Below are 14,527 nucleotides of genomic sequence, written 5' to 3' on the forward strand. Positions count from 1 at the left end.
GACCTGCATCACATCGATAAAACCGGCTGCTGCGTATCAGAAGCGATACGTTGCGCCCACCTGGAAGAAGCGGCCCATGTCCGTATACAGCGACTGGTCGTAACCGGTGATGTCCGGCGTGGCCTGCCACTCGACGTCGAACGGCGGCTTGCGGTCGAACAGGTTGTTAATGCCACCGTAGATCGTCCAGTTCTTGAAGCCGCGATACGTGGCCATCAGGTTGAACTGGCTATACGACGCCACCGACAGCGTGCCACCATCGCCAAACTCCGCTGCTACCGCGTTCGTGTACGGACCCGTGTACTGCCAGGTCAGCGACGTCGTGAACTTGCGGTAATCCCAGGTCAGGGTCGTGTTGCCCTTCCAGCGCGGATTCGATGCGCCGAACGGCTGCAGCAGCGCGAGGTTGTTGCCCGCGAAGTCCTGCGTCGGCGATCCCGGGCTGTCCAGCTTGAAGTGCCACACGTACGCCCAGTCGCCTGCCAGCGTGAACGTGCCGTACTTCGTGCCAACCGACTTGCGGAAGTTCATGTCGAAGCCATCGGTGTCCAGCGAGCCGAGGTTGACGAACTGTTGCTGGATGTAGCGAATCGTGCCGTCCGGATTGCGGACCACGATGCCCGGATTGTTCGCTGCCAGCAATGCAACCGGATCGGCAGTGCCGATCACGCCGTCGATGTGGATCTTGTAGAACGCTGCGCCGATATCGGTCGACGTATCCGGCGACAGTTCGAAGCCGATGTTGTAGTTCTTCGTGTGCTCAGGCTGCAGGTTCGGATTGCCGACCGTCTGTTCCGTCGTGAAGTGCTTGGTCGGCGTGCCGCTCGGGTCGTTCGGATCGGTCAGGTTCTGGTGGCCGAGATACACGGACTGTGCGTTTTCCACCAGCGTCGGTGCACGGAAACCACGGCTGTACGACGCGTACGTCGTCAGCATCTGCACCGGCTGGAAGCGCAGCGCAAAGCTCGGCGAGAAGGCACCGCCGAAATCGCTGTAGTGGTCGTAACGACCTGCCTGCGTGAACGTCAGGTTGTGGATGATCGGAATGTCGACCTGGTAGAACGCCGCCGCGACGTTACGCTCGCCATCCACGGTCTGAACGTTTGCAGGCGCGGTGATGCCCTGCGAGGCCAGCGTGCGCGGATTGATCAGTGAGCTTTCGTGACGGAATTCCGTACCGAAACCGAGTCCGACCGGGCCGCCCGGCAGGTTGAACAGGTTGCCCGTCGACGTCTTCGCCGTAACGGCGTCGAGCTTCGAGATGGCCTGCTGGTCGTCGTTCGAGAACGCGCCATTCAGGCCGTTCGGCGTTGCCGCGGGATTGGCGAAGTTATAGACGCCGTTTGCGAGGATGTTTTCAATGCCGTTGACGTTCAGCGCATTCTTGAACGTCGTGTCGACCGTGCTTTGCGAATGGCCATAGTCGACGCCCCAGTCCCAGTCGCCGAATTTCGAGGTCGAGTAAGAACCCTTCACGCCCGTCGACGCTCTCCAGTACGTTGAAACCGTATCGGCTTCAGCAACATTGTTCGGGAACGTCAGGTTGATCGGCGTATCCACGCCGAACGGGTTGAACGGATTCGAACCCGAGACGATGCGCGGCAACGGCGATACCGAACCGGTCGCGGGATTGAAGACGTTGGTCGTCGACGAGATCGAAGCCGGGCCCTGGTACTGCACGGTTTCGTTGCGGCTCAACATCAAGTCCGCGTAGGCCTGGGTGTCGTCGTTGATCTTGAACGTGCCATGCAGCTTCGCGTTCAGTCGCGTCGTTTCCGGCATCAGCGAAGTCACGCCGGCGGGGTTGTACGTACACGATGCGCCGCCCGTGTTTGCGGCGCTGCTTCCCGGCGGGCAGGGGCTCAGTGCAGTGGTCGTGCCGTCGGGCAGCTTCCAGAACGACTGCTGGTTCGGGCCGAGCGGGCCGGCGAGACCGCCGGGGTAGCCGGAGAAGTTCTGCTGGCTCGTCATCGGACGGTCGGCGAGCGACGAACCGCTGTCGCGATACCAGCTCGCGGCGGCCGTCACGTTGAAGCGGTCAGCGTTCAGGTCGCCGAAGCCGCCGAGCACGCTGAACTGACCTTGAGCGTCGCCCGGATGCTGGGCCTTGCCGGCCTGGCCGTCGATCTGCAGACCCTGGAAATTCTTCTTCGTGATGATGTTGATGACGCCCGCGATTGCGTCGGAGCCGTACTCGGACACCGCACCCGTCTTCACCACTTCGATGTGGTCGACAACGTTGAGCGGGATGAAGTTGACGTCGAAGAACGTATCGGTGAAGTTCACCGCCATCGCGTAGTTGGCGACGCGTTGTCCGTCGACCAGCACCAGCGTGTACTTCTCGGAGAGACCGCGTAACGCGAGGCCTGCGCCGCCCGGCGCCGAGCTGTTCATGGTCGATTGCGACCAGCTGCTCGCGGAGTTTGCGGACATGCCGCGCAGGAAGTCGGCGACGGTGGTGTAGCCGCTTTGCTGAATTTCCTTTGCGGTGACGGTTTGAACTTCGATGTTGCCGGTCTTGTCTGACGTGCGGATCAGCGATCCTGTCACTTCGACTTTTTCCAGCTTCGTGGCGGGTGGTGTTGCTGCTGTTGCGCTTGCCGCTGTGGGGGCGGCTGCGCTGTCAGGTTGGCTCTGTGCGTGTGCCAGCGGGATGAACGCTGCTGTCAACACGAGCTCGGCTCCTATGATTCTCCTGATGGCCGAGACCAATCGCTTCTGTTTCACTTGCGCTCCTTCTTGTCGTTGAGGCGACTTCTGTTGAACGATCCGAACGCACCGCGCGAGTCGCGCGTGCGTAGTCGTGCGTGGTGATCAGCGAGTTCTTCGCTGCCGATGTCTTCCGACGTCGTCTCGCACTTCCCGTCCAGGGCGCTTCGCCGATTGTGTCGGACGCGCCTTGGTTATTTAAAGCGAGCGCAGCAAAAGCATGAGATGTGCCATGCGAACCCGCGCGACCTCGCGCCGGGCCGGTAGCGAGCAATTGATTCGCGTGCAAACGATTGATTGCATTAGGAAATTCTGGATACCTGACTGCTTCGCGACAGGCGACGCGACATGGGGTCGCCGTTTCCGCGCGTTTAACACAGTGGATAAAAAGGATTAATAAAATTGAATTAAATTAGAGTGGTTTATCTAACGCCGAATGGTGCGGGAATCGCACCGTAAGAATGCGGAAATTCCGCTTTGGTGCATTGGAAAGGTTTAATCCGATATATGGAAATTCACTAAAAAAGTGCGATTGAAAAGCGGTCTATTCGGAGTGTAATGTATGTAAGAAAACGACCGAAGATCCTGGCTAACCGGCTCCATGTGAGGCCACACGGCACTTTTCACGGACAAAATATTCTGGCATATCGCGTAATGAATAAGTAAACTATAAGTAATGACGGGGTAATGTGGTTGTCTATATTGAGAATAAAAATTGCACCAGTTAATTACAAATTCTCTATCCCGCACCAAAGCGGATATCGTTGCCGCGTTTTAAATCCAGGTAAAACACTCTAATCGGGTTAACTGATAATTACCTTTTGCAAATTGATTTGTTAAATGCGTGCGCGAGCACCGCTCCGGCGAAACGGCCAGCGGCGGCTGTGCGCCGCAACTAAGCGCTTGAAATTGCACAGCAAAGCGTACGGCAGCACGCAGACAACGCGTCCGGACCGCAAGCGGCACGGTTGAACCTGGTACGGCCTTTGCATAGGTGGGGCGCCTTTTTTGCCGGCGACCCACAAGGTGGCCGGTACCCAGAAATCCACCGTTACTCGACGGCCGTTCGAGCCTTGTTCTAATCGGAGTCCGCAGTGCTGAATACCCTCATCAACTACTCGATCCAGTCCATGGGTCTGATCCCTCTCCTCGCGTTTATCTTCCTGATCGGCATCGCCATCATCATCGAGCGCTTCATGTTCTTCTCGCGCGCGGTGCGCGCCGGCAGCACGCTCGAACATGATCTGAAGCTCGTGGATGGCAGCAATCCAGACGCAGCCGCCAAGGTTGCCGCGCACTATAGCCAGACCGTGCAGGGCGAACTCGTGAAGTCGGCGATGAAGGTGAAGGGTAAGAGCGAAGCAGTGGTCGAACGCGAGATCGAAGAAACGATCATGTTCCAGATGCCGCGCCTCGACCGTAACCTGTGGGTGCTCGATACGGCGGTGACGCTCGGGCCGCTGCTCGGCCTGCTCGGCACGATCATCGGCATGGTCGAATCGTTCAACGTGCTCGGCAATAGCGGTACGGCTAACCCGAACGGCGTGACAGGCGGTATTGGTCACGCGCTCACCGCTACGGCGTGCGGCCTGACGATCGCGATCATCTGCGTGATCTTCCTGAATTACTTCAACAAGCGCATCCGGATGACGGTCAACCAGTTCGACCTCATCAAGTCGCTGCTCGTTTCGCGTTTTGCTGCCTGACCCGGCACGAGGAGAGAGATCATGCGAAACCATCGCAGCCATTACCTCGGCGGTGAAGAGAAAGCGCGCATCGAGATCATCCCGATGATCGACATCATGATGTTCCTGCTGGTGTTCTTCATGCTCGCTACGCTGAAGATGATCCAGGGCGCTGGCATCAAGCTGGACCTGCCGCAGTCGAGTACCGCCGAACAGTTGCAGCAGACCGTGAAGGTGTCGATCGGCGTCACAAAAACCGATCAGCTTTATCTCGACGCGAAAGAGGTTTCGCCGGAAGAGCTGACCACGCATCTGCAGGGCCTGGTTCACGACGCGAAGAAAGTTGACGTCGCCATCGCAGGCGATGAAGGTACGAGCTACAAGAATATCGTCAAGGTGATGGACCTGGTGCGCGCGGCGGGCATCAGTTCGGTTGCACTGGCAACGAACCCGACGACATGAGCTCACCGGCCATCGACATGAAAGATCCGCAACGCCGCCTGCAAGGCGCGCTATGGGCATCGAACGCGCCGACGCATCACGGTCGCATGCCCATGAAGGTCGCCATCGGCGCGGCGCTGCTGGTCGAACTGCTGGTGATTTTCGGGTTGTCGCACGTGAGTTTCCATCAGGAACCGCCACCGCCGCCGAAGGAAATGCGCGTGCAGATGGCGCCGCCTCCGCCTCCGCCGCCGCCTGAAGTGAAGAAGCTCGAGCCGCCGCCCGCGCCGGAGCCGCAGAAGGTGGTGCCGAAACACGTCGAGCCGAAGCCGTTGCCCACGCCGAAGCCGCCGCCTGCGACGCCATCGCCGGCGCCGAAGGAAGCGAACATCGCGGCCGCGGTCAATCCGTCGGCGAACGCACCCGCGCTTGCGACCGCCAACGCGACACCCGGACCAGCTACTGCCGCGACGGGCGCAGCACCCGTCGCGCCACCCGCGCTTCATGGCGTGGTGGACGGCCGCGGACATTGCAGCTCGGTGCAGCCGCAGATTCCGCGGCGCGCGCTGGAGCAGGGCATCTCGGCGAACGTGATCGCGCATCTGGCGATCAACGCGGACGGTAGCGTCGGCGAAGTGAAAATCGTGCGTGTGACGCCACCCACCTCGGTGTTCAACGAGGCGGTGATCACGGCAGGGCGCGCCTATAAATGCGAGAAGAACGCGGAGCCGTACGTCGGCGAAGTGGAGTTCTCGTTCAAGACCGCGCCTTCCGAAGACGACCAGTAATCCGGCAATCCAGGGAAGGCCCTGTCAAGGCGCGAGCGGCGGCTATCCGCTGCCCTCGCGCGCAACCGAAGGTCCGCGCGCCGGTTACGAACCGGCGCGCATCCTCACGCAAGCAGAATGAAAATACTCGACATGATTCGAGGCCCGCGCGCGCTGCTCGACCCGCATCGACGCGTTGAGGCCGCGCTGATGCTTGCCTGCGCGGTCGTGGCCGCGATGTTGCCCGCCGCGCCCGCCGTAGCGAAGAGCGCGATTGCGCAGTACGACGAGCCGAAATATCCGGCTGGCTTTACGCATTTCGACTACGCCGATCCGTCGGCGTCGTCGGATGGCGTGCTCAATTTCCAGAACTTCGACGAAGCGCAGAGCTACGATTCGCTGAATCCGTTTCTCGTGCGCGGCTCGCCGGCGCCCGACATCCTGCATCTGATGTTCGACACGCTGATGCAGCGCAGCTGGGACGAACTCGCCTCCGAGTACCCGTTGATCGCCGACGACGTCGAGATCGCGTCGGACGGTTTGTCGGCGGTCTTTCACATCAACCCGAATGCGCGCTTTTCGAACGGCGACCCGATCACGGCCACGGACGTCAAATTCTCGTTCGACACGCTGACGAGTCCGCAGGCTTCGCCGCTCTATAACTCGCAATTCGCCGCGATCCGCCGGGCGACCGTGCTCGATGCGTCGCGCGTGCGGTTCGATTTCAAACGCGCGGAACGCAACGCGCCGCTGATTGCAGGCGACCTGCCGGTGTTTTCAGCGAAGTGGGGTATGCAGCCCGACGGCAAGCACACGCCGTTCGACCAGCTGACGAACCTACCGCCGGTTTCGAGCGGCGCGTATCTGATCGAGCAGCGCAGGAACGACAAGCAGATCGTCTATCGTCGCAATCCGCATTACTGGGCGGCTGATCTGCCGTCGCGGCGCGGCATGTTCCACTTCGCGCGCATCACGTTCAAGCTGTATCTCGACCACTACACGCAGCTCGAATCGTTCAAGGCGGGCGACACCGATGTGGAGATCGAGTACAGCTCGATGCAGTGGGCCCGCAAATACATCGGCAAGAACTTCGACAACGGCATGCTGAAACGCGGCATGTTTCCGAATCACGGCCCGCAGATGCAGGGCCTGATGTTCAATACGCGCAAGCCGATGTTTCAGGACGCGCGCGTGCGCCACGCGCTGGCGTTTGCGTTCGACTACGACTGGCTGAACCGGATGACGTTCTACGGACAGTACAAACGTCTGAACAGCTATTTCGACGACAGTCCCTTTGCGGCACAGGGCGAGCCGAGCGAAGCGGAGCTTGCGCTGCTCGCGCCGTACCGCGCGAGCCTGCCGGCAAGCGTATTCGGACCGATGGTCAAACAGCCGGACACGATCGCGCCGCACACATTGCGCGACAACCTGCGCGAGGCGCGCGATCTGCTCGCCTCCGCTGGCTGGCACGTCCAGGACGGCCAGTTGCGTGACGCGCACGGCACGCCGATGTCGATCGAGATCATCGACGATCAGCCCGGCATGGACCGCGTGCTGCTTGCGTATATCCGCAATCTCCAGTTGCTCGGCATCGACGCGCATATGCGTGAAGTCGATAGCGCGCTGTATCAGAAGCGCATCGATAACTTCGAATACGACATGACGACGTATATCTACCCGACGGTGACGATTCCCGGCGTCGAGCTGGAACGGCGCTTCGGTAGCGCGGCGGCAACGCAGATCGGCGCGGAGAACTTCCCGGGCGTCCGTTCGCCGGCAGTCGATGCGCTGGTTCACGCGGTATTGCGCGCGAATACGCTCGACGAACTGCAAACCGCGACGCATGCGCTCGACCGCGTTCTCATCAACGGCTACTACATGATTCCCGAGTATTACGCGCCGAATGCACGCATCGCCTTCAAAAACTCGCTCGGCGTGCCAGCGGTATGGCCGAGCACGTATCAGGCCGAAGACTGGGTGATCGACTACTGGTACAGGAAAGCGCCTTCGGGCGCGGGCCCTGTCGCATCGGTGCAGTAAGGAGACCCGTTCATGTTTGTCTACATCCTTAAACGGCTGATGCTGATGGTGCCGACGCTCATCGGCGTCGTGACGCTGACGTTCGTCGTCACGCAGTTTGTGCCTGGCGGCCCTGTCGAGCAGATCATGACGCAGCTTCGTCACGGTTCGCGGCAGGGCGGCGAAGCGGGATCCGGCGGCGGCTATCACGGCAGTCAGGGCGTCGATCCGCAACAGGTCGAGCAGATCAAGAAGCAGTTCGGCTTCGACAAGCCGCCGGTCGAACGCTACGCGATGATGCTGAAGCACTACGCGAGCTTCGATCTCGGGCAGTCGTATTACCACCATCAAAGCGTGTGGGGCGTGATCCGCTCGAAGTTGCCCGTTTCGATCACACTCGGTTTATGGACGGTGATGCTCACCTATCTGGTGTCCGTGCCGCTTGGCATTGCGAAGGCGGTGCGCAACGGCTCGCGCTTCGATACGGTCACGAGCGTGATGGTGCTCGCGGGCTACGCGATCCCGGGCTTCGTATTCGGCGTGCTGCTGCTGATGCTGTTCGGCGGTGGCACGATGTGGCAGGTATTCCCGATGCGCGGCCTCACATCCGACAACTTCGACGATCTGAGCGCGATCGGCAAGCTGCTCGATTATCTGTGGCATATCGTGTTGCCGGTGACGGCTTCGGTGGTCGGCAACTTTGCGATCGTCACCATCCTGACGAAAAACACCTTCCTCGAAGAGATTGGCCGGCAGTACGTGCTGACCGCGCGTGCAAAGGGCGCGCCGCGCCGCGACGTGTTGTGGAAACACGTTCTGCGCAATGCGGCGATTCCGCTTTTGACGGGCTTGCCAGCCGCGTTCGTCGGTGCGTTCCTGAATGGCAACCTGCTGATTGAAACGCTGTTCTCGCTCGATGGCATGGGCCAGCTTTCCTACGATTCGGTGATCCGCCGCGACTATCCCGTCGTGCTCGGTTCGCTATTCCTGTTCACGCTGATCGCTCTCGTGACGAAACTTATTGCTGACGTCTGCTATGTCCTCGTCGACCCCCGCATCCAGTTCAACAGCCTGGACCGATAAGCTGAAGAGCGGCACGCTGCCGGTCTCCGTGTCGCCAGGGCGGCGCGTATGGCAACGCTTCAGGCGCCAGAAGCTCGGCTACTGGAGTCTGATCGTGTTCGTGACGCTGTTCGTCCTGAGCCTTCTCGGCGAAGTGCTGGCGAATGACCGGCCGCTCATCGTCCGTTATGAGGGCCACTACTACTTTCCGATCGTGAAGGACTATCCGGAGACGCTTTTCGGTGGCGACTTCGCCGCGCGCGCGAATTACCTCGATCCGTTCATCCGGTCGCGGCTTGCCGCAGGCAACAATTTCGCCGTCTATCCGCCGAACCACTACCACTACGACACGATCGACTATTTCGCTTCGCGTCCTTATCCGGCTTCGCCGTCGGGCACGAACTGGCTCGGCACCGACCAGTTCGGCCGTGATGTGCTGGCGCGTCTGTTGTATGGCTTCAGGTTGTCGGTGCTGATGGCGATGGCGCTGACTGCGTCGGGCGTGTTCTTCGGCGTGCTTGCCGGCGCGATTCAGGGGTTCTATGGCGGACGCACCGACCTTGTCGGGCAACGGTTGATCGAGATATGGAGTTCGATGCCGGACCTGTATCTGCTGATCATCTTCGCGTCGATCTTCGAGCCGAGCCTGTTGCTGCTGTTCATTCTGCTGTCGATGTTCGGCTGGCTCGTGCTGTCCGACTACGTGCGCGCTGAATTCCTGCGTAACCGTTCTCTCGACTATGTGCGTGCAGCGCGCACGATGGGTTTGAGTAACTGGCAGATCATCTGGCGTCACTTGCTGCCGAACAGTCTCACGCCGGTCATTACCTTTCTGCCGTTCCGTATGAGCGCGGCTATTCTCTCGCTGACGAGCCTGGATTTTCTCGGCCTCGGCGTTGCGCCGCCCACGCCGAGTCTTGGCGAACTGCTTCAGGAAGGGAAGAACAATCTGGATGCATGGTGGATTTCGATGTCGGCATTTGCTGCGCTGGTGATCACGCTGTTGCTCCTGACGTTCATGGGCGATGCGTTGCGTAACGCGCTCGACACGCGCTCGCGCAATTCGGCATTCGGTGGAGGCAAGTGATGAGCACACCGCCGAACAGACCCCTGCTGGAAATCGACAGCCTGTCGATCCGTTTCGACGAAAAGTCGGTCGTACGCAATCTCGATCTGACGATCGCGCGTGGTGAACGCGTCGCGCTGGTCGGCGAATCGGGGTCGGGCAAGAGCGTCACTGCGCTTTCGATCCTGCGTCTCGTCGAACAGGCTCAGGTGAGTGGCCGTATCCTGCTCGACGGCGATGATCTGCTGAAAAAGTCAGAGCAGCAGATGCGTGGCGTGCGCGGGGCGGATGTCGCGATGGTCTTTCAGGAGCCGATGACCGCGCTCAATCCGCTGTTCACGATTGGTCAGCAGATCGCTGAAAGCCTGCGGCTTCATGAAGGGTTGCGGCCCAACGCGGCACGTACGCGCGGCATCGAACTGCTGCATCGCACGGGCATTCCCGAGCCGGAGCGTCGCATCGACAGCTATCCGCACCAGCTTTCCGGCGGCCAGCGCCAGCGCGCGATGATCGCGATGGCGCTCGCGTGCCGGCCGCGGCTGCTCCTCGCTGACGAGCCGACCACCGCGCTCGACGTCACCGTGCGCCAGCAGATCATCGATCTGCTGATCGAACTGCAGGAACAGGAAGCCGCCGAGCGGGGCATGGCGGTGCTGCTGATCACGCACGACCTGAACCTCGTGCGGCGTTTCGCGCAGCGTGTCGCGGTGATGGAGAAGGGCGTACTCGTCGAAACCGCGCCTACCGCGCGACTCTTCAGCGCGCCGCAGCATCCCTATACGAAACGACTGCTCGACAGCGAACCGCGTCGCGTGGTGGCGCCGGTGCCCGACCATGCGCGTCGCGTGCTCGAAGTGCAGGGCCTCGCCGTCGATTACCGGATTCCAGGCAAAGGGTGGCGTTCGCTCGTCGGCAACACGTTCTTCCGCGCGCTGGAGGATGTCGATCTGACGCTGCGTCGCGGGGAAACGCTTGGCATCGTCGGCGAATCGGGTTCGGGCAAGTCGACGCTTGCATCGACGCTACTCGGTCTGCAACGCCCGACTGCCGGCCATGTGCATATCGATGGTCAGCCGCTCTCCACACTGCGCACCAGCAGTTCGCGCCGCAGGCTGTATTCGACGATGCAGGTGGTGTTTCAGGACCCCTTTGGCTCGCTGTCGCCGCGTATGACGGTCGAGCAGGTCGTCGGTGAATGGCTCGCCGTGCATCGCCCGGACGTGACGCCAGCGGCGCGTCGTGCACGCGTGGCGTCGCTGCTGGAGGAAGTCGGCATGCCGCCGGAGTCGATGCTGCGCTATCCGCACGAGTTTTCCGGCGGCCAGCGGCAGCGGATAGCGATTGCGCGCGCGCTAGCTGTCGAGCCGCAGTTGATGGTGCTCGACGAGCCGACCAGCGCGCTCGACGTGTCGATCCAGCAGCAGGTCCTGAATCTCCTGACCAGCCTGCAGAAAAAGTACCAGTTAAGTTATCTCTTCATTACGCACGATCTGGCAGTGATGCGCGCAATGGCGCATCGTGTGATTGTGATGAAGTCCGGTAGGATTGTGGAAGCGGGCGACACGCTCGACGTGCTGAACGCGCCGTCACATCCTTATACCCAGTCGCTGCTGGCCGCTTCGATGCTGGCGCCGCAGGAGGCTGTCCCGGAGGTACTGCAATGAGTGATACACGCTGGGCGCAGGCCGCCCGCGCGTTGAGAACAGACGCGGATTTCTGGTCATTGCGCATCGTCGACGAAGAGATCGTCGATCACGCGGTGCGCAACGACGTCGTGCAGCCGTTGCGCACGCAACGGGAACGCGGCGCGATGCTGGTCGCGTGGGTCGGCGCAGGCGCCGGTTATGCGGCGAGCGCGGACATGTCGCTTGCCGGCCTTCAGGCGGCGCTGGACATCGCGGTTCAGCGGGCGCGGGCGAGTGCGGATGTGTCGTTGATCGACCATCGCGCGGTGGCGAGGCATCCGTTGAGCGGACAGTACGCGTCGCCGAATGCGGAACACGCGCTGCCGACCCGGCGGGAGTGGCTCGATCGTCTGTCGCACGAATGCGCGGCCGCGCGGGTCGACGACCGGATCGTCGAACGCACGGCATCCGTTCAGATCGTGCATGGCGAGCAGACGTATCTGACCAGCGACGGCGCGCAGATCGACCAGCGCTTTCGCATGCTGATGCCACAGATGAGCGTCGCAGCGCACGAGAAGGGCGACACACAGGTGCGCACGCTCGGCGGCGACTACGGCACGCTTGCGCAGGGCGGCATCGAGATTCTTGATCGCTATGGTTTCAACGGCGGCGGTGCACGGCTCGCGCATGAAGCATTACACCTGCTTGCTGCGCCGAATTGCCCGTCGGGGCCGCGTGACCTGCTGTTGATGCCGGATCAGATGATGCTGCAGATTCATGAGTCGATTGGTCATCCGCTCGAACTCGACCGCATTCTCGGCGACGAACGCAACTTCGCGGGCTCCAGCTTTGTGAAGCCGGATATGTTCGGTTCGTATCGCTATGGCTCCAACCTGCTAAACGTCACGTTCGACCCGGAATTGCGGGAAGAGGCGGCTTCCTACGCGTTCGACGACGACGGCACCGAAGCGCGCAAACAGTTTCTGATTCGCGATGGCATGCTTGAACGGCCGCTTGGGGGCGCGCTGTCGCAACAGCGCGCGCAGTTGCCGGGCGTCGCGAATTCGCGGGCGTCGAGCTGGAACCGCGCGCCGATCGACCGGATGGCGAACCTGAACATCGAGCCGGGCACAAGCTCGCTCGAAGAGATGATCGGCGGCATCGAGCACGGCATTTTGATGCGCACCAATACGTCGTGGTCGATCGACGATCATCGCAACAAGTTTCAGTTCGGTTGCGAGTTCGGTCAGCTGATTGAAAACGGTGTGCTCACGCAGGTCGTTAAACAGCCGAACTATCGCGGTGTCTCCGCGAGTTTCTGGCGCAGCCTGAGCGCGGTCGGCAATGCCGCGACGCGCGAGGTGTTCGGCACGTCAATGTGCGGTAAGGGCGAGCCGATGCAGATCGTGCGCGTCGGCCACGCATCGCCGCCCTGCGTATTTCGCAACGTCGATGTGTTTGGAGGCGCGCAATGACAGGCTTCCCATTTGTGAACGAAACGCAATCGCCGGACTGGCATGCTCACTTCGACCTGCTTTCGGCATCGATCGAACGCCTGCTGACGGGCAGCGAAACCGCGCTGACGTGGCTGTCCTCCGAGCGGTCCGACTTTATCCGCTTCAATGGTGGAAAAGTGCGGCAGATCGGCAACGTGTCGCAAGGCAGGCTGACGCTGCGCCTGATCGACGGCGCAAGACAGGCTTACTCGACGTTCACCGTATGCGGTGATCCTGCGGCGGACCTGCGCGATATCGCCGATGTGCTCAGCACGCTGCGCGACGGTCTGTGCGATGCGCCGGATGATCCGCATCTGATGTTTGACCAGTCGCAATGGACGCAGTCGACGCGCCGCAACGGCAAACTGCCCGCGCCCGATGCGTTGCTGCGCATCGTCACTGAATGCGCACGCGGTCATGATTTCGTTGGCTTTTACGCGGGCGGAACGATGGTGCGCGGATTCGCTTCGTCCGCTGGCAGCCGCGGCTGGTACGAGGTGAGCAACTTCAGCTTTAGCTGGTCGTTGTATGACTCAAGCGGTCGCGCGATCAAGAGCAGTTACGCCGGCGATCACTGGGACGATGCGGTGTTCGCCGCGAAAGTCGAAGAAGCGGCAGAGCGGATGCCGGTGCTCGGGCGCTCGCCGCGTGTGTTGTCGCCCGGACGCTATCGCACGTACTTTGCGCCGACGGCGCTTCAGGAACTGCTCGGCACCGCGTCGTATACGTCGTTTTCGGCACGCACGCAGGCCACCGCGCGCAGCGGCTTCTACCGTCTGCATACGGGCGAAGTCGCGCTCGATCCGCGCGTCACGCTGACTGAAGACCTTGACCTGAACATCACGCCGCGCTTTAACGACGACGGTTATCAGCGCGACAGCGTCCCGCTGGTCGTCGCAGGCCGCAGCGCCGGACAACTGACGAACGCCCGCAGCGCGCGCGAATATGGCCTGGAACCGAACGGCGCGCTTGCGGAGGAAACGCCGGCCGCGCTCGCAATGGAAGCCGGCGATCTCGACACGGCCGACATCCTCGCTGCACTCGACACGGGCCTGTACGTCGGCAATCTCTGGTACGTGAATTTCTCGGACCGCATGAATTGCCGGCTCACCGGCATGACCCGCTTCGCCACGTTCTGGGTCGAAGGCGGACAGATCGTCGCGCCGGTCGACGCAATGCGCTTCGACGACAGTCTGTACCGGCTCTTTGGCAGCGAACTGGAGCGCCTCGGCGCGCAACCTGAGTTGCTGCTGAGCGACTGGACGTGGGGCGAACGGGCGACCGGCGGGATGAAACTGCCGGGCCTGCTCGCGCGCTCATTCGAACTCACTCTCTGAATCTATGACTGAAAAAGACGTTGGGCGCGGCGTCGGTACAGCGCTCCTGAAAGCAGCCGTCGAATGCGCGGATGGCTCGCTTGCGCTGCGTCGCCTGGAACTGACCGTGTTCGTCGATAACGCGCCGGCTATCGCGCTGTATCGCAAGTTTGGTTTTGTCGAGGAAGGCCGCTCGCGCGCGTTTGCAATGCGCGATGGCATGCTGGTGGACGCGTTTCACATGGCCCGGTTCATGGATGCGCCGCGGTTTGCGTCATCGTTTGCGTCACCGTTTGTGACCTCGCCCGCGACGTCGCAAACTGAGCCGCGCTAAAGGACGC

General features: G+C 61.5%; 10 protein-coding genes and 1 pseudogene. 10 read left to right on the top strand and 1 reads right to left on the bottom strand.

The features are described from left to right. Positions 1-36: 36 nt before the first annotated feature. Positions 37-2,727 (bottom strand): TonB-dependent receptor, encoded by a 2,691-nt coding sequence (locus P3T16_RS03825; RefSeq protein ID WP_429341227.1) that lies wholly within the window; start codon positions 2,725-2,727, stop codon positions 37-39. Between the two features lie 1,076 nt (positions 2,728-3,803). On the opposite strand from P3T16_RS03825, the gene P3T16_RS03830 reads away from it, so the two are divergent. The 10 genes and pseudogenes from P3T16_RS03830 to P3T16_RS03875 all read left to right on the top strand — a co-directional run. Continuing rightward, on the top strand, positions 3,804-4,415 hold the full coding sequence (locus P3T16_RS03830) for a MotA/TolQ/ExbB proton channel family protein (RefSeq protein WP_429254284.1): 612 nt from the start codon (positions 3,804-3,806) through the stop codon (positions 4,413-4,415). Between the two features lie 21 nt (positions 4,416-4,436). After that, positions 4,437-4,856, top strand: a complete 420-nt coding sequence (locus tag P3T16_RS03835; RefSeq protein WP_429254285.1) for an ExbD/TolR family protein — start codon at positions 4,437-4,439, stop codon at positions 4,854-4,856. Continuing rightward, a complete protein-coding gene (locus P3T16_RS03840; RefSeq protein ID WP_429341228.1) occupies positions 4,853-5,623 on the top strand; it encodes an energy transducer TonB in 771 nt (256 codons plus the stop codon). Before P3T16_RS03835 ends, P3T16_RS03840 begins: the two co-directional genes overlap by 4 nt. Before the next feature lie 189 nt (positions 5,624-5,812). Then, a complete protein-coding gene (locus P3T16_RS03845; protein WP_429341408.1) occupies positions 5,813-7,642 on the top strand; it encodes an extracellular solute-binding protein in 1,830 nt (609 codons plus the stop codon). A gap of 12 nt (positions 7,643-7,654) precedes the next feature. After that, on the top strand, positions 7,655-8,704 hold the full coding sequence (locus P3T16_RS03850; protein ID WP_429254287.1) for a microcin C ABC transporter permease YejB: 1,050 nt from the start codon (positions 7,655-7,657) through the stop codon (positions 8,702-8,704). Next, a complete protein-coding gene (locus P3T16_RS03855) occupies positions 8,658-9,770 on the top strand; it encodes an ABC transporter permease (protein WP_429341229.1) in 1,113 nt (370 codons plus the stop codon). Before P3T16_RS03850 ends, P3T16_RS03855 begins: the two co-directional genes overlap by 47 nt. Further along, the gene (locus tag P3T16_RS03860; protein ID WP_429341230.1) at positions 9,770-11,413 is read left to right on the top strand and encodes an ABC transporter ATP-binding protein; all 1,644 of its coding nucleotides are present in this window, start codon (positions 9,770-9,772) and stop codon (positions 11,411-11,413) included. The genes P3T16_RS03855 and P3T16_RS03860 overlap by 1 nt, the downstream gene beginning before the upstream one ends. Continuing rightward, on the top strand, positions 11,410-12,849 hold the full coding sequence (locus P3T16_RS03865; protein WP_429341231.1) for a TldD/PmbA family protein: 1,440 nt from the start codon (positions 11,410-11,412) through the stop codon (positions 12,847-12,849). Before P3T16_RS03860 ends, P3T16_RS03865 begins: the two co-directional genes overlap by 4 nt. After that, positions 12,846-14,207, top strand: a complete 1,362-nt coding sequence (locus tag P3T16_RS03870) for a TldD/PmbA family protein (protein WP_429341232.1) — start codon at positions 12,846-12,848, stop codon at positions 14,205-14,207. Before P3T16_RS03865 ends, P3T16_RS03870 begins: the two co-directional genes overlap by 4 nt. Next, a pseudogene (locus P3T16_RS03875) lies at positions 14,182-14,520 on the top strand (GNAT family N-acetyltransferase); the annotation flags it as partial. The gene P3T16_RS03870 and the pseudogene P3T16_RS03875, both read left to right, overlap by 26 nt. Positions 14,521-14,527: the final 7 nt, after the last annotated feature.

It is taken from the genome of Paraburkholderia sp. GAS42, assembly GCF_050436565.1.
Classification (GTDB): Bacteria; Pseudomonadota; Gammaproteobacteria; order Burkholderiales; family Burkholderiaceae; genus Paraburkholderia.